Annotated in this window: 14 protein-coding genes; 4 read left to right on the forward strand and 10 right to left on the reverse strand. The window is 65.7% G+C overall.

Annotated features, from left to right (window positions below):
• Positions 1-63 precede the first annotated feature (63 nt).
• The 10 genes from HWN72_RS01485 to HWN72_RS01530 form a co-directional block, all read right to left on the reverse strand.
• A complete protein-coding gene (locus tag HWN72_RS01485) occupies positions 64-1263 on the reverse strand; it encodes a nucleotidyltransferase family protein (RefSeq protein ID WP_211149598.1) in 1200 nt (399 codons plus the stop codon).
• Positions 1218-1712 carry a lasso peptide biosynthesis B2 protein gene (locus HWN72_RS01490; protein WP_211149599.1) on the reverse strand — a complete coding sequence of 165 codons (495 nt, stop codon included), beginning with the start codon at positions 1710-1712 and terminating at the stop codon, positions 1218-1220. The genes HWN72_RS01485 and HWN72_RS01490 overlap by 46 nt, the downstream gene beginning before the upstream one ends.
• Positions 1709-2773 (reverse strand): 50S ribosomal protein L11 methyltransferase, encoded by a 1065-nt coding sequence (locus tag HWN72_RS01495; RefSeq protein ID WP_211149600.1) that lies wholly within the window; start codon positions 2771-2773, stop codon positions 1709-1711. Before HWN72_RS01495 ends, HWN72_RS01490 begins: the two co-directional genes overlap by 4 nt.
• Positions 2770-4737: an asparagine synthase-related protein gene (locus HWN72_RS01500; protein ID WP_211149601.1), complete on the reverse strand. Its 1968-nt coding sequence runs from the start codon at positions 4735-4737 to the stop codon at positions 2770-2772. Before HWN72_RS01500 ends, HWN72_RS01495 begins: the two co-directional genes overlap by 4 nt.
• A 37-nt stretch (positions 4738-4774) precedes the next feature.
• A complete protein-coding gene (locus tag HWN72_RS01505) occupies positions 4775-5053 on the reverse strand; it encodes a PqqD family protein (RefSeq protein ID WP_211149602.1) in 279 nt (92 codons plus the stop codon).
• Between the two features lie 88 nt (positions 5054-5141).
• Complete coding sequence (locus tag HWN72_RS01510; RefSeq protein ID WP_211149603.1) at positions 5142-5297, reverse strand: hypothetical protein; 156 nt, start codon at positions 5295-5297, stop codon at positions 5142-5144.
• A gap of 139 nt (positions 5298-5436) precedes the next feature.
• The gene (locus HWN72_RS01515; protein ID WP_211149604.1) at positions 5437-6357 is read right to left on the reverse strand and encodes a hypothetical protein; all 921 of its coding nucleotides are present in this window, start codon (positions 6355-6357) and stop codon (positions 5437-5439) included.
• 17 nt (positions 6358-6374) lie between these two features.
• Complete coding sequence (locus HWN72_RS01520) at positions 6375-7253, reverse strand: hypothetical protein (protein WP_211149605.1); 879 nt, start codon at positions 7251-7253, stop codon at positions 6375-6377.
• 39 nt (positions 7254-7292) lie between these two features.
• Positions 7293-8729, reverse strand: coding sequence for a glycosyltransferase family 4 protein (locus HWN72_RS01525; protein ID WP_211149606.1), 1437 nt, complete (start codon positions 8727-8729; stop codon positions 7293-7295).
• The gene (locus tag HWN72_RS01530) at positions 8726-10000 is read right to left on the reverse strand and encodes a polysaccharide pyruvyl transferase family protein (RefSeq protein ID WP_211149607.1); all 1275 of its coding nucleotides are present in this window, start codon (positions 9998-10000) and stop codon (positions 8726-8728) included. Before HWN72_RS01530 ends, HWN72_RS01525 begins: the two co-directional genes overlap by 4 nt.
• Before the next feature lie 227 nt (positions 10001-10227).
• Here HWN72_RS01530 and HWN72_RS01535 point away from each other — a divergent pair, with 227 nt between their 5' ends.
• The 4 genes from HWN72_RS01535 (at position 10228) to HWN72_RS01550 (ending at position 15184) form a co-directional block, all read left to right on the forward strand.
• Positions 10228-11094, forward strand: a complete 867-nt coding sequence (locus HWN72_RS01535; protein ID WP_211149608.1) for a glycosyltransferase family 2 protein — start codon at positions 10228-10230, stop codon at positions 11092-11094.
• A 2-nt stretch (positions 11095-11096) separates the two neighbouring features.
• Positions 11097-12182 carry a polysaccharide pyruvyl transferase family protein gene (locus HWN72_RS01540; RefSeq protein ID WP_069708918.1) on the forward strand — a complete coding sequence of 362 codons (1086 nt, stop codon included), beginning with the start codon at positions 11097-11099 and terminating at the stop codon, positions 12180-12182.
• A 111-nt stretch (positions 12183-12293) separates the two neighbouring features.
• A complete protein-coding gene (locus tag HWN72_RS01545) occupies positions 12294-12560 on the forward strand; it encodes a hypothetical protein (protein WP_069708919.1) in 267 nt (88 codons plus the stop codon).
• Positions 12561-12562: 2 nt separating this feature from the next.
• Positions 12563-15184: an Ig domain-containing protein gene (locus HWN72_RS01550; RefSeq protein WP_211149609.1), complete on the forward strand. Its 2622-nt coding sequence runs from the start codon at positions 12563-12565 to the stop codon at positions 15182-15184.
• Positions 15185-15187 lie beyond the last annotated feature (3 nt).

Below are 15187 nucleotides of genomic sequence, written 5' to 3' on the forward strand. Positions count from 1 at the left end.
GGAAAATGCTGTAAACGAATGACTTAGAGCGGTTTCTCCGACGCAGTCGGATCGGAAACCGCTTTAACGGGGGGAGACTTTCGCAGCAGCGGGCAGCCGCAGGACATTGAGCATCCGCTGTGCGATGTGCCGCAAACCGCGTCCGGCAGCATCATGGAAAAGATCGTAGGCAAGTTCGTGCCACCAGAAGCGCGGATCAAGGCTGAACAGGTAGTGGCTGAGGTTCTTCCTCGTCGTTGCCGTTGCGCAATCCTCCAGTTCAGCGCCATCCTGTGCACCGAGCAGGCTGGCGCGCGCGACGGCGTGAAGTGCACGTGCCCGCCATCCCGGCATCGCCGTTTCCTCCGGCATGGGCGTCCCGTACAGTTCACGAGACAACAGCAGCGCCGCCATCGCCGGTTGCGCGAGGCCCTGTGCGGCTGCGGCCGCCGCGATGCGGCCGGGCATGTGCGTGTCCTGTCGCAGCAGCGCGGCAAGGTCGGCCAGCCACTTCAGCCGCGACCAGGCGTGCTCGGCACCGTGCAGGACAAGGTAGAGTGCGGTGACGTGCGGCGGCAGGACCGGGAGGCTCAACCCGGGGGCCACCGTGCGCGCCTGCGCATCCCCGGCATCCACGCAGCCGAGCAGGCGCGGGTTCTGGAACAGTCGCCAGTGCAGTTCGATGCCGGTGTCGCTGTGGTAGTGATCGAAGCCCCAGTCCTTGCCGTACCGCTTGCTGCCTTGCAGTTCCTGCGCGGTGGCATCGGGCGGCGGGACGCTGCGCATGTAGCCGATCCGTTCCAGCACGCGACGTGCCGGATCGACCTGATCAGGTCCGACGAGCAGGTCGATATCCACGCTGCGCCTCACGCCTGCCTCTCCGTAAATGGCCAGCGCGGCGGGAACGCCCTTGAGCACGGCGACCGCAATACCTTGAGCGCGCAGTGCGGTGACAGCATGGCGCGTCTGCATGAGCTGGCGGAATTGCTCCTCCGCCAGCGCCATCGCCTCTGCCTGCAAGTCCCGGCGAAGGCGCGAACCCGCGAAACCGTCGCAGTGACCGACTGCCCGCGCGACAAGGCCGGTCACGTGATGGCGGCGGCTCAGGGCCATCAGCAGGTCCGGATCGGAAACGGCCTTCGCTGCGGCACGAATGGCCGTGATCGCTGCGGCATCGTGCGGCCAGGTGGTCGCACGCAGGAGGAACGTGAACTCGGGCCGCAAAGGCGATGGCAAGGTCACGCCGCGCAGTCCGCCCAGATCGCGCGGCGTCCCTGGGGCCATGTCGCGAGGAGCGCGAAGATCCCCGGCTCCGGGGCGCCGATGACCGGGAACTGCGCGGTCTCGATCCAGACATGGGCGCGGATGGGCCGCGATGATCCGGGCAGGGCAGCGACACCGTACAGCAGCGTGGAATCGATCCCGCGCCGGCGCAGCATGATCTGCGCAGCCATGCCCTGTTCGAAACACAATGCCCTCAGCGGGCTGCGCTTGGCGGCGCGGTCGATCGCCCAGCCGACCATCCAGATCAGCACTTCGCTGCGCTCGGGCGTCTGCGGCGATGCCCCGAAAGGCCCTGCCGACGCAACCCGCCCCAGTACCGTCAGCGGCAGGATCCGCACCGCCACTGCCGCCAGCATAAGCAGCAGCAGCGCCTCGACCAGGCAGCGGCGCTCTTCCCAGTCGAACCGGGCGAACTTGCGGCGCAGTGCGGCGAGGTTATCCCCGTTCACCGCTCCAGCCAGAACCAGGTGTCGAGAGAATCGTGCGCGCCGTGCAGATGCACGCTCATGCCCTCGTCCGCCTCGAAGCACTCGGTGACGTGGAACTGGGCGCCGAAGGCCCGCACGTCTTCGTCCAGCGTATCGTAGATCAGTCCCTCGCTCAGGTGGAAGCGCAGCCACTGGGCGATCCCGTCGATCCGGCCCCGCTTCAGTGCGACCTTGGCGCTGGCGCGGCCGGGGTGGATACGCCCGCCTGCCGCGTCGAAGTCGAACAGCGTGACAGGATCGCTGCGCAGTTCGAACTTGCCGCGCGCGATGGTGAAATCGCTGCAGCGCAGGATGTTGAAGGCGCTCATGTCGATACCCTCGACCACGCCCATCCGGTGCTCGGCGACTTCCAGGTCGGTGACCGGAGCGGCGAGGAGTTCGGCCCGTTCCGGCAGCACCGGCGCTCCCGGCCTGACCAGACGCTCCCGCGCATCCGCAAGGGTTGCCGCGCATCCGGCCCCCAGGAAATTGTTGGCCAGATTGTCCCACAGCAGCACGTCGGCCGGTTCCGGCAGGTCGCGGCCGAGGCGAAGTTCCCGCGAATCGATCGGCAGGACGGTGATGCGATCCGCAAAGCCATTGCGCGCAATGGCTTGCTCGGCGGCCCGTGCGACTTGCGGATCACGCTCGCAGGCGATCACCCGGGTTGCCCCCGCCCGCACGGCCAGCATCGCGAACAGCCCCGTTCCCGCGCCGATGTCGAGCACCACGCCGCCGCCGCGAAGAACACGGCCAAGCGCCTTGGCATAAAGCGCGTGGCGCCGGGCATCGAGCACCATCGTGAAATACCACGCGCCGATGCCGTCCGACAGGATCGGCCGCGCCAGGGCCAGCGCCTCCGGATTGTCAGGGGCGATCGCGAGCGCCTCATGGCAGACCGCGCGGGCGCGTTCCACCTCGCCGCTCGCCATCAGCAGCGTGCGCGCGCAGTTGATCATGGCGACGGGATTGCCGTGAACCGAAGCCAGCAGGGTATCGATCGGGACGGTGCTTGCGGGGACTTGTCGGGCGTCCGGCGTCACAGGTTGCTCCTTGCGATGTGCCGCATGTGGCTTGCCGCCGAAATCGTGCGCAGGCAGGCCAGGCGGTAGCTGTTCTCGGCCTCGTCGCTGTCCCATTCGGGCGAATCTGCGACGGGCAGGGTGTCGATGAGGCGGCGGATTCGGGCGGTGTCGAGGAAGTCCGCAGTGGGCTCGTAGAGTTCCAGCCGCTCCATCTCCTCGATGAAGGCTTGCCGGTCCTCGCAGATCGACTGTGCCCAGTCGGCGCTCTGGTAGCCGCGCTGCCGGTTATCCAGCACTTCCGGTGGAGCGCGGTCGGCCAGGACGCGGCGCAGGATCGCGCGCGGCTCGCCGTTCCAGATCAGTCGTTCGACCGGGATGCGCAGCGAGAGTTCGACGAGGCGCCGGTCCGCCGTCGGATCGCGCAGGTCGAGGCCCCACTGCGCGAGCATCGCCTTGTACATGTCGCCGTCCCCGTTGGTCCGCAGGGCGCCGAGCCGGAAGTCGAGCGAGGTGACCCCGCGTTCCCGGCTGTGCTCGTCGAGGTCGGGATCCGGCTGCCCGGCAGCGATCGCGGCCCGGCGGTGCGCCTCGGCGGCCTGCGTGTATGCTCCGGGGGAGAGCAGTGACATCGCGCGTTCATCCTCCACGGTCTGGCCAGACGCGCCCATGGCCCAGCGCCAGAGCCGATCGGGAAGGCGATCCTCGATGGTGTTGAACAGCACCCCGCGCCAGCGCATCCAGCCGCCGCGCACGAGGCCTCGTGCGATCTTCAGCCAGGTGCCGAACCGCCGCTGCCGGGCGAGTTCGCGCAAGGCCCAGACGCCGGATTCGCTGATCGACGTATTGCCCTGAAGTCCGTGCAGCAGGACGCCTACCCCGTGATCGCGGGCAAGGTCGTTGATCTCCTCGAACCAGGGCAGATTGCACAAGTTCGCGATGGGCGTGGGATAGAGGCCGCGCGTCCGATGCAGCGCTGCCAGCGGCCCGCCGCGTGGCACGTGCCGGACCAGGTCCATGTTCGAGTGCATCGCGGCGGTTCGAGCCGCCAGCAGCGATTCGTCGGCGATGTGGCGCGGTGCCATCGTGCGCCCCGGGCCGGAACGGGGCGCGGCGACAAACGCGGTGATGCTGTCGCCCCGTGCGGCAAGCAACCGGGCCGCCGTCGTCGCTATGGCGGTGCTGTCGAACCCGGAACTGAGGTGCGTCCCCAACTTCCCCGCCGTGCGGTGCAGGCAGGCCGCCACTGCCGCTTCCAGCGCCGAGCCGAGCGCGGCTTCATAGTCGGCCTGCTCCGGCAATTGCAGCGGCGTGAGGTCGGGTTTCCACCAGAGTTTTTCCTCGACGCCTGCGGTGCCGACCGTGACGATGTGACCGGGCCTGACGACACGGATGCCCTGGAGTGCCGAGCATCCCGGGCCGAATGTGTTCATTCTCAGGAACTGGCGGTACTGGCCGGGATCGGGTGCCCGGGGCACCTGCGGGTCGGCCAGCAGGATGTCGGGCATCGATGCGGCGGAGCAGAGCGCGCCTTCCACATGGTAGAACAACGGCCGCTCGCCCAGCGCATCGCGTGCCATGATCAGGCGCCTGCCGTGCCGGTCCCATGCGATGACTGCGAAGACGCCGTAAATGCGCTCGAACGCCGCCTCGTCCCACCGTTCCAGCGTAGCGGCGACCAGCGCGCTGTCGGACAGGCCGCCGGCATCGAGCGAAAGCTGCCGGGCAAGGTCTTCGCGTTCCGTCAGTCGGACGTCGGCGGCAATGATCCAGCGAGATGAACCTGCAGGCTTAGTGTCCTCCAGCGGGTCCGCCAGACGGTCTTGCGGCATCAGCGGATAGAGGCATTTGCCGAGGAAAGCGGCGCCGTCGCTCCATTCATGCCACTGCGCGCGCCCGTATCGCCGCGCGGCCGGTGCGAAAATCCGGCCAGTCTCGGAAGCGTCCGCGCCGTCGCGGTTCCAGCGGGCGCAGATCGCCGTCATGCGGGTATCTCGGGTAGGGCGACCGTCATTGCCGTGCTCAGGCCCGGCTGATCAGGCCGATGTCGGCAAGTTCGTGGAGAAGTGAAAGGGTCTGCTCTTCACATGTGGCGGGATCGACATCGTAGAGTTCCAGCAGCGACGCGCAAAGGCGGTCAGCGGTCGGATACGCATCGAGCAGTTTCCAGATGTGGGTTGCGACAGGATCGAGTCCGAAGCAGATTCCCGCCTGGATATCGAGCGCCACGAGTTGGCCGTCGATCTCGGCCGTTGCGGTCGTGGGAACCTTCGTGAAGGTTTCGAGGTACGTCGTGGCCATGATCGGTCCGGTCCTTTGATGGGGCGCAAATGCGGGGAAGAAGCCGGCCCCGGTCCCCGAAATGGGCATCGGCACCGGCCTCCCCTGTTCAGGAACCCATCATGCGACGCGGACGAAGCGTGTCCGTGACCATCGACATCATCGTGTTTCCTTCCGCATCGGCCGCGCCCATGCGGACGACGGAGGGGCGCTGCCACGACAGACGGCCGGATACGCCGGCGGCGGAATTTTCCGAATTGGCCATATCTAACCAACCTTTCATTTGAGTATGAGTACGGAAATGAATTCATGTTCCATGAGAATCACAGTAATCATTATCCGAATGCATGTATCGCTCGGATTGTATAAATAATCATCTCTATAAATCAGCGATTAACACAATTTCATGGTGATGAAATTTCATTCAAAATCGACTTAAAATGTGTCTCGATTTGGCGGGACTGTGCTGAAAAATGCTCGAATCCCCAGGTTCGCGAAATACGGAAGACGGGTGTGGAGGAGGCCAGTTCCACCGCTTCCCGCAGATATCGCCTCGCCCCTCCGGCAAGGTCTGCGATTCTACGCCGATAGATGGACGCGGTGATGGCATCGACTGCACCCAGGCCATGCAGCCCGGCGATGCCGAAGTGATCGTCAGGTTCCGCCGGAAGGAGGTGATAGATCGCGGCGATCGGCAACTCGGCCCTGACGCGATCTGCGTGCATCTCGATCTCGAACTTGCCTTCGGCCCACGGGATGGAAGAGACGGGCGCCTTGCTTCGGCCCATCGCATGGCGCGCGTCGTCCCAAAGCCGCAATCGCGGCATTCCGGGGTGACCTACCGCGTGCCCCTCCCGCGTGAAAGTGACGGCGCAGACATCGTCGGTCAGCAGCGGGTAGCCACGGCTCTCGAACCAGGCGGCGAGCGTTGACTTGCCTGCTCCGGAATCGCCGCAAAGCAGGATCGCCCGACCGTCGCATGCAAAGGCATTGCAGTGCAGAGGCAGCATTCCGCGCTGGTGGAGTACCGCGCCCATGACCGATCCTGCCAGGTATAAGTCGATTTCTGCCGGTGTGGCGCCGGGCCAGGGATCGACGATCACCGTGTCGCCATTGCTCACGCGAAAGCGGCCGACTTCTTCGACGGAGATGGTCAGACCCTCTGTGCTCCATGCGACGTCGAGGTCATCGTTGACCGTTTCCATGCATGGCTGCGGCGGCACGGCAGCGAAAGCTATGCGGACGTCGGCTGGGCGCTGCGGCGTAACCTGCGCGCTGCGCAAGGTCATGACTTCACGAGGGAATTCTACCTCGAGGCCGAACACGGCATATGTCCAACCACTCATTGACGACGATCCGGGCGCAATGTTTCAAACACCGCGTCGAGAATCGCCAGCTCCGGCATATCGAAATGTGCCGCCCATCGCGCAGGGCGAACGAGATCGGCACAACCTGCAGGATGGTAGTGCAGAAATGCAAGGTGACAGAAACCCGCGTCAGGAATCGCGTCCCGGTAGTGCCACTGCGATGAGCCCGAAAACAGAAGCGCTTCATTGGGGCGCAGCGAATGGGACCGGAAAGCCGTGGCGGCCGGCACGTTTCCGTCGGCATCGGAGGTAGGCCAGGGGACCACGGAACTGAAATGGATCGGCCATTCACCGCTTTGGGCGAGGCACAGATCGAGCGTCCACTTCGCCGACGGTGCATCGAGATGCGGCGCGCAGGTTCCTGCGCCGTCGTAGAGGCTGAGGAACGTGTAGCAGGGCTCCACCGCTTCGCCTGCCAGTTCGGCGACCAGCGGCATCAATTCCAACTGCAATTCCGCGAGAATCGGCAGATCGCGGGCAATGCGGCGGCCGAAATCGCCGCGTTCGTGGCCATGCAGGCTGGACGCGGGAACGGCGCGCAACTGAGCGAGAAAATCCGCAAAGCGAGCCGGTGGCAGGACGTCGTGGACCCGCCGCACTTCGAAATCCGCCCTTGTCCGCAAGGTATCGAATGCTGCGGCGAAGCGCCGACTTTCACCGGGCCTGACGATAGCCAGCATCCTGCGCGCGGCCTCGAACTTGGCGAGAAAGCAGCCGTCGTACCAGTCGAAGCCCGGCAATCCGTGCAGGACGTGCATTGCCGCCATGTAGTGCCGTGCGACGAGTGGATCGGACAAGTCTAGCGACTGCAGCACGTTTCGGTCCTCGGCGGCTCGACCGTCCGGTAGCGCCATGCTAGAAACCCGGCAGAATTCCTATCGTTAGGGCTGGTATTACGACGTTGCATGGCAAGAACTGCTGATCATGGCGGGTGACGACCCGAGGGACGAACACGCTGTCGCAAGGCCGCCGTCCGCTTCATCGAATGCCCGGTCGCGTCCTGTGCCCGCCGGCGGCAGGCCCATCGTCTGGAAATGGTGGCTGCTGGCGGGGGCGCTCAGTCTTGCGCTATGGGCGGGGATAGTGGCGGTGATTACCTGATCCTCGATGGGCGATGGGGCGATCCTCTGGTGCAGGATACCCTCGATCCGGTCGATCCAGGTTTGCGGGGTCAAGGCAAGAGGCCGCGTTGCGGCATAGGCGGCCTCGCTCATGGCGCGAATTGCGGTGTCGTCTTCGGAAAGTTGCAGGATTGCGGCTGCGAAGCGCGGCGTGTCGCGCGGGTCAATCGCGAGCCCGGCACCGCAGCCGATGATGTCCGGCGCCAGTAGCGCGGTTTCTGCAAGGATTACCGGCAGCCCGCTCCACGCCGCTTCGATCGCGACCAGGCCGAATGGCTCCGGATAGCGACTTGGCATGACAAGCATTCTCGCCCGGGCTGCGATCTCCCGGATTTCCGGCGGAGAACGCCGGCCCAGCATGCGCGACGCCGGGTACAGGTCCGTGACGCGATCGGCGAATGGGCCTTCTCCCACCACGCTCAACGGTGCTCCGGCCATCGCGGCCGCTCTTGCGGCAAGGTCCACGCCTTTGGAGTCTTCCAGGCGGCCTACGAAAAGGACCTCCCGGTTGCGCTCGGCCGGGATGCGGCTTTGCGAGAAAGGGACGGCCGGATTGGGCAGAGTGACGATGGCGTGGTCCGGAATTCCGCCTCGGGAAAGAAATTCGCGCATGCTTTCGTGAATGGCGAGGACCGGCGGAGAGGATCGAGGGTGAAAAGCCTTGCGGTGGATTGCCTGACGCACGCTGCGCCACGCTTTGTGCGCCGCGCCGTCACGATCGCAAGGTGTGATGAGGCACGCCTGGGACAGCGGCGTATGCGGGCACACATTGCCTGACTTGAGCCATGCAAACGCGCCGTTCGGACAGGCGAGGAAGAAATCGTGAGCGGAAATCACCAGTCTGTCGCGCACGGGGGTGAGAGCGCCGAACACTGCGGGCGACAGGATTTGTGCCCAGCCATGGAGATGGTACACGGTTTGCGGGGTATCGTGGGCGGCGATCCATGCGCTGACCATGGCATGGGCGGCCCGGTTCCACAGGCCGTTCGCCAATGCGCTGAAGCGCCCGCTTGCCTTGAGCCGCTGTTGCCCCAGCGCGACGATGTCCACTCCCGCGGCGGTCAATGCAGGGCTGTGTCCTTCATCGCCTGTGATGAAAGTTACCGGGTGGCCGCGCGCCGCAAGTCCGCAAGCCGCTTCGACCGCGAGTTTGCTTGCTCCGCCCTTTGGGTCGCTGAGATCGTTGATCTGGACGATGCGATCGATCATCGGACGCGCCTCGGGCGCGCCAGCGCGGCCGTTCGAAGGGTGGCTGCGAGGGCTTCGACTTCCGAGCGGGCGCGGGCGGCAAGGGGGGCGGGATCGAAGTGGTCGGCGATAGCGGCGGCGGTCCGGGTGCCCATTTCCTCGGCCGCGATGGCGGACGGATCCAGCATATGCTCGGCGCGACCGGCCAGTCGGAAGAAACTGTCGAGCTTTTCGTCCCAGCGCAGCCCGATCGCCGGAATGCCGAAGGAATAGGCGGCGATGCATGCGTGCATTCTGTGGCCGACGATGGCGTCGCACCCTGACACCAGCGCGGCCAGATCGCCGGGCGTGTTGAACGATCGCCCGAGCATGACCGGGCCTTTGGCCTGGCGAACCCAGGCATGAAGCCGGTGGTGCAGGTATTCCCTGTCTTCCGGACTGCCGTTGGTGAACAGGACGACTTCGAAGCCGTGCTCCACCAGCGATCGCAGCGCCGCAGGATACCACGCTTCGAGGTTCGCCGCGCAGGCCGCATCGCTGTGATAGCGTACTGCCAGCGGATCGGTGATGCATACGCCGATCTTGCGCGTGCCGGGACGGCGCAGGCTCTGCGGGTAATGGCTGCTGGCGAGCACGCCGGGATCGACGGTCAGCTGCGCCGGTGGGACTGCGTATCCCGCGAAATGGCGCTGCCAGGCTCTCTGCGATCCTTCGTCGCGTACCGAGGCCCAGGCCAGCCGTGACCGCTCCAGAGCCTGTGCGAAAATCCGCGAACCCCATCGCGACCACCGCGAGGAGACGCCGACGGCATAGATCACGACAGGCAGGTCACGGCGGGCAGCCTGAGCCAGCGCGCCGGAGATTTTCATCGGGAAATTGAGATCGGCATCGGTGAGCAGATTTCCTCCGCCCACGATCACCGCTTCGGCGCCCTCGAGCCCGGCGCTGTAATGCCGCCGCAGGCGTACCGCGATGACAAGGCGCAGCATCGTCCACGCGGCGCAGCGGCGCAGCCTGCCGGGCAGTCGCTCGAGCAGGGCAAGTGCGGTCCCGCGTGTTCGGCCGTAGCCTGACGGATAACCGGTGCGCCCCGCCAGATCGATGGAAGTGACCTCGCAATCCGGCAGTGCGCGCGCCAGTTCCCGTTCCAGGCATTCGCTGAGCAAGCCGTCGCCCAGGTTGGGGCTGTACTTCACATTGAGCAGGACAATCCGTGAAAGCAAACGCGCTTCGTCTTGCGCACTTCCGTCCGGCGTCATGGCCGGGCGTATGGCGTTGGACGAGGCGTTCATTCGTAAGCAACTCCATGGCGCAGACCGGCAGGTCATGTCTTCGGAGCATGGCGTAACAGAACTGATCGGCTCTTCGCAGATGGTGAATGTATTTTAACGATGATGATCGCCGTCATGGCCGTACCTTTATGGCGAATGAAAGTATTCGGTTGGCGATGGATGTATTCGTCGACCATTTTTCTACGCCCATTTGATCTTGATGATGTCGAAACACGAGGAACAGTCGCTTGCCCAGTATCCATGTCGTGATCGCGACCGTCGGCCGCGCGCAGGTGGTGCGGCAGACGGTGGACCTTCTTGTGGATCAGACACGCCGCGCTGACGGCGTGCTTGTCGCCGCAGTCGATCCCGAAGACGTGGCCGGCATCGATTCCGCACGTGGCCGGACGCAAGTGCTGTTCTCGGAAAAAGGGCTCTGCCGTCAGCGCAACCGCGCGCTGGATGCGCTGGAGAACGTGGCGGACATCATCGTCTTTTTCGATGACGATTTCGTTCCTGCGCCCGATTATCTCGCCAGTGTCGAGGCGCTTTTCGTTGCTCATCCGAATCTTGTCGGCATTACCGGCGAACTGCGCGCGGACGGGGTGCGGCGCGGCGGTTTCAGCGTCGCAGAGGCGAAGGCGATCCTTGCCAGTCCTGCCGCCGCACCGGCCGCGATGCGCCACAGGCATGAACTCTACGGGTGCAACATGTCGATCCGCATGAGCGCCGCCAGGGGCATGCGTTTCGACGAGAATCTGCCTCTGTACGGCTGGCAGGAAGACATCGACTTCACCAGCCGACTGGGGCGCAAGGGGCGCCAGGTTTCGACGGGAGCCGTCACGGGTGTTCATCTCGGCGTCAGCGGCGGGCGGACATCCGGAAAGCGTCTGGGTTACTCGCAGGTCGCCAATGTGGTCTACCTGCAGCGCAAGGGCACGATGCGGCGCGATTTCGGCTACCGGCTGATGATGCAGAACCTTGTGTCGAACGCGTGCCGCAGCCTGTGGCCGGAGCCGCTGATCGACCGGCGCGGACGCCTGCTGGGGAACATCATCGCGCTGCTCGATTGCCTGCGCGGACGAGTGGACCCCCGCCGAATTCTCGAGATGTGAGCATGCCGGCGTCACCCCTCGATGCGGTCGGTAGCCCCGCGCGCGGGCGCGTGCGACGACAAGTGTTCGTCTGCGGCGATCTCCACAATCTGGGCGATCTGAAGCTGTTGCTGCAGAACCTCGCCTTGACGGAGGGGCGCGGCGGGATCGTGCGGCGCTGGGCGCCTCTTCCCGCAGAAATCGAGCGTCAAGTGATCACTGCTGGCGGCGAACTCGTGTCCGGACGGGCGGTGCTCGGTTTCGCGCGCCGGGCTTTCGGAGCGCAGATCGTGCTGGGAGGCGGGCAACTCGTTCGGGACAACGTCTCGATCGCGGCGCTTGTCGGGCTGTTGCTTGCGATCGTCAGCGCTAGGCTTGGCGGGGGAGCGCTCGTCACGCGCGGACTTGGCGTGAGCGTGATCAGGTCGCCGTTGCGGCGGGCTTTGTGGCAGGCGATTCTCGCGCAGTGCGGCGTGGTGAATCTGCGAGACGAGGGCTCGAGCAAAAATCTGGAACGGCTGTTTCCGGGCAAAGCGCGGGCCGTTCATGCCGATATGGTATTCCTGCCGACCGGCGGAGCGCATGCGATCATACCGGGAGGCGGGCCACGGCGATGGATAATCGTGGCGCCTTGTGCCGATCCCAGCGAGGGGCGCTCGATCGAGGGCGACGCGCTCGACGCGGTAGTGGCCCGGGCTCTGGACCGCCTGCCGGGAGCGGGGCTGGCCATTGCCTGTCATGACCCGCGCGCCTGCATGGACAAGGCCGTCGCCGCGCGTCTGGTCGCACGCTGGCCGGACCGGGAGATCACGGTCTTTGACGGCTACGACCTTGCCAGACTGGTGACGCTCTATCGCGAAGCCGCGCTGGTGGTGACCAATCGCCTTCATGCGCTGATCTTCGCGATCCTCGCCGATGCTCCTGCGCTAGCGGTGGAGGACGGCACTGCCAAAGTTCGCGTGGTGGCCGACCGCTTCGACGTGCCCGTGCTGCCCCGAGAGGGACGAACGGCCGCAGGCGCATGCCTGGATGCAGCTTTGTCGTTCGATCGCCTGTCGCGCCGCCGGATGCGACAAAATCTGGCGTTGAGCGCTGCGCGAAACCTGTGACGCGGAGTCGCGCACAAACAACTTTCCTACACCGAATCCGATGGAACATAAGTCGAACATCGATGCGATACGAGTCGCGTCGAACTCTTCGCCATCCAGCCGGAGCATGCCATGTCCGATCCTTTCGAGACTCAATCCGATGCCGCTTTCGCCCCTTCGCGCGCACCTTATCCCATCGTGCCGAGTGATACCGAGCAACTGGCGCTGGTGCCCAAAGGTATCTACGTCGGAACCGGAGGCGACATCGTGTTGCGCGGCATCGACGGCACGACCGACGTGACTTACCGCAATCTTCCCGATGCGAGCTTCGTCGCCGTACGCGCGCTTTATGTGCGGGCAACCGGGACCACTGCCGCCGATCTCGTCGGGGAGGCGTGAGCATGGTGCGCCTTGTTTCCGGCGGTCGTTCCGGCGGCGTCGCCAACCGCGCCCGAACCGTATCCGGCAATGGCGACCTGCTGGCCCTGGCGCGCTCGCTCGGCGCCGGCTCGACCTTCAGCCTGCGTCCGGGTAGCCATGCGAACCTTTCGATCTCCGGCAAACTTGTGTCTGCCGCCTCGGCCCTTGCGGCGGGGGAAAGCCAGGTCGCGCTGATCCGGGAGAGCGCGGGATCCGGTCTGTCGTTGCGCGCGGTGGAATATGCCGTGACGCTGACCGGCGCGACGGCGGCTCCGGAGCAGGGCACCTGGCTGCCTGCAAGCGCCGCGCTCGCGGGAGCCTATGGCCTGGGCAAGCTTGTCGCCGGGTATGACGGGCCGGCCCTACGGGTCCGCCGCGCCTCCGACGGTGCCGAGCAGGACATCGGGTTCGCCGGGCAAGCGCTTGATATCGCGGCGGCCGCTGCGTTCATGGGCACCTCCACGCTCGGTGTCGCGCTAGTCTACGATCAGACCGGAAACGGCCGCCATCTCACGCAGCCGAGCGCATCTGCGCAACCGTCGCTATGGCTGGGCGAGGGCGGACCGACCGTGACCAACTACGACACCGACAGCCCTATGCTGATCCCGGCGACACTGGCCATTCCGCGCGCGGACTGCGCGGTCTTCATGGTCGCACGAACGCCGGGGCAGGCCGCGACCTGCGCGTATTGGGCTTTCGGCGCGGGCACGACCGACTACGGCCTCACCAGTCCGCGCACGGCGGGCAATCTTGCAATGCAGCCGATGGTCGCGAGCGCGTCGATTCCGGCGACCGCCACCAATGCGCAGGCACTGAGTGTCAGCAACTTGGCGGTCATCGGCCTCGTCTCGAACGCCTCGAAACAAGTCGTGCACCGCGACGAGCAGACCGCCACATACCCTGCCGCTTCCCCCGCAACCCTCAACGCTGGCGGCGAAGTCGGCGAGGCGATCGAATATGGCGGCCGGACCGACTGGCGCGCGTTCGTGGTCTACGGCAGTGCCCCGTCCGATGTCGAAGTGACCGGGATCAAGGCGACGCTCAAGACGGTATTCGGGACCTGCGAACCGGCTACGCTGTCGTTCCTCGGCGGCGGTGACAGCATCGTCTTCGGGACCGGCGGCGCGAACAACCGCACGATCACTGCGGCCATGCACCACCGCTCGGCAGCGTCGGTGTTGCTGCGCAACATCGGGATTGCCGGGCACAGGCTCGATCAGCACTACAACGATTTCGACACCGTCTCGGCCGGCTACATCACGCCGGGCGTGCCGAACGTCTACTTCGCAGACTATGGCCACAACGACATCAAGTCGTACGTGACCGACAGTGCGACCGCGCTCTCTGCGGTGGAGGCGATGAAGGTGCAGGCACGGCGAATGGCGGCGCGTTTGCGGGCTTACGGGTTCTCCACGGTAGTTTGGCAGGAGGCCTATGCCGACACCAGCTTCACCGCGGCGCAGGAAAGTGCGCGCGATGCCTGGAATGCCTGGCTGCGCTCCAGCCCGATAGCCGAGGATGGATTGCCTTGCTTCGATGCGATCGACCTTGTGGCTAGCGACGCCGGGTTCGTTCTTTCCGATGCGGAAACCGATGCCGGGCGAGGCATGGCGATGACCGCGAATTCGTCGGACGGGGTTCACCCCAACGAGGTGCATGCCGGCGCGCGCGCCGCGCACCTGCTGGCAGCCTATGCCGCGATCCCGTTCACGCTCAAGTACGTCGCCCAGCCTGCACAGCAGGGCCTGACGTACACGGGTTACCTGCCACGGCTGGTCAAGGGCACGGGACCGTTCACCTTTGCGCTGGCAACCGGCTCCGCTCCGCTGCCTGCGGGCCTCTCGCTCGATACCGGGACGGGCGTGATCTCGGGAACGCCGACGGTATCCGGCACGACTTCCGGCGTGATCCTGCGCGCTACGGACAGCCTCGGCGCGGCGGCGCAGGCGGAATTTGACCTGACCGTGGCCGCATCGGCGACGATCGCGGTGGCCGATCAGACCGAAAGCTGGAATACCGCCGATGCGACCGCAGTGACGGTCACCATGCCGGTCACGGTCAATGCCGGAGACGTTCTCGTCGCCGTGATGAGCGTGGATGGCACCGTCACGGTCGGGTGGGACAACGCCACCGCCGGAGCATGGACCCAGCGCGCCGCCTACTCGGCGAATTCCAACCAGCATCTGCTGGCGATATTCACCAGGACTGCGGACGGGACCGAGGGGGGCAAGGTGCTCAATGTGGGGCTTTCTGGTGCGCAGCAGGCCGTGACCCGTGTGTTGCGGGTGACCGGAGCACGCGGTGCGGCGGAAGTTTCGACTTACGCGCGGGGCAATGCCGTCGCGGCCGATCCGCCGGCGCTGACGCCAAGCTGGAGCGGCGCAAGTCTCTATATAGCCGCGCTCGCGCTGGACGGTACCGCGACCATCTCCTCGGGGCCGACGGGGTATTCGGGCATCACGTCGCGCGTGTCGAGCGCGAGCGGCCAATCGACCAACGCCACCGCCTGGAAACTGGGCGCGGGTGCCGAGGATCCGGCGGCCTACACGATCTCCGCCACGTCGAACTGGGTCGCGGCGACACTCGCTCTGCAGGCGAGTTGAGGG

Origin of the sequence: Novosphingobium sp. HR1a (genome assembly GCF_015594425.1) — a bacterium.
GTDB lineage: Bacteria > Pseudomonadota > Alphaproteobacteria > Sphingomonadales > Sphingomonadaceae > Novosphingobium > Novosphingobium resinovorum_A.

Coding starts and splice junctions, on each gene's coding strand:
- HWN72_RS01485 (WP_211149598.1), bottom strand. CDS start 1,263: ATGGCCCCAGGGACGCCGCGCGATCTGGGCGGACTGCGCGGCGTGACC.
- HWN72_RS01500 (WP_211149601.1), bottom strand. CDS start 4,737: ATGACGGCGATCTGCGCCCGCTGGAACCGCGACGGCGCGGACGCTTCC.
- HWN72_RS01505 (WP_211149602.1), bottom strand. CDS start 5,053: ATGGCCACGACGTACCTCGAAACCTTCACGAAGGTTCCCACGACCGCA.
- HWN72_RS01510 (WP_211149603.1), bottom strand. CDS start 5,297: ATGGCCAATTCGGAAAATTCCGCCGCCGGCGTATCCGGCCGTCTGTCG.
- HWN72_RS01520 (WP_211149605.1), bottom strand. CDS start 7,253: ATGGCGCTACCGGACGGTCGAGCCGCCGAGGACCGAAACGTGCTGCAG.
- HWN72_RS01525 (WP_211149606.1), bottom strand. CDS start 8,729: ATGATCGATCGCATCGTCCAGATCAACGATCTCAGCGACCCAAAGGGC.
- HWN72_RS01530 (WP_211149607.1), bottom strand. CDS start 10,000: ATGAACGCCTCGTCCAACGCCATACGCCCGGCCATGACGCCGGACGGA.
- HWN72_RS01540 (WP_069708918.1), top strand. CDS start 11,097: ATGCCGGCGTCACCCCTCGATGCGGTCGGTAGCCCCGCGCGCGGGCGC.
- HWN72_RS01545 (WP_069708919.1), top strand. CDS start 12,294: ATGTCCGATCCTTTCGAGACTCAATCCGATGCCGCTTTCGCCCCTTCG.
- HWN72_RS01550 (WP_211149609.1), top strand. CDS start 12,563: ATGGTGCGCCTTGTTTCCGGCGGTCGTTCCGGCGGCGTCGCCAACCGC.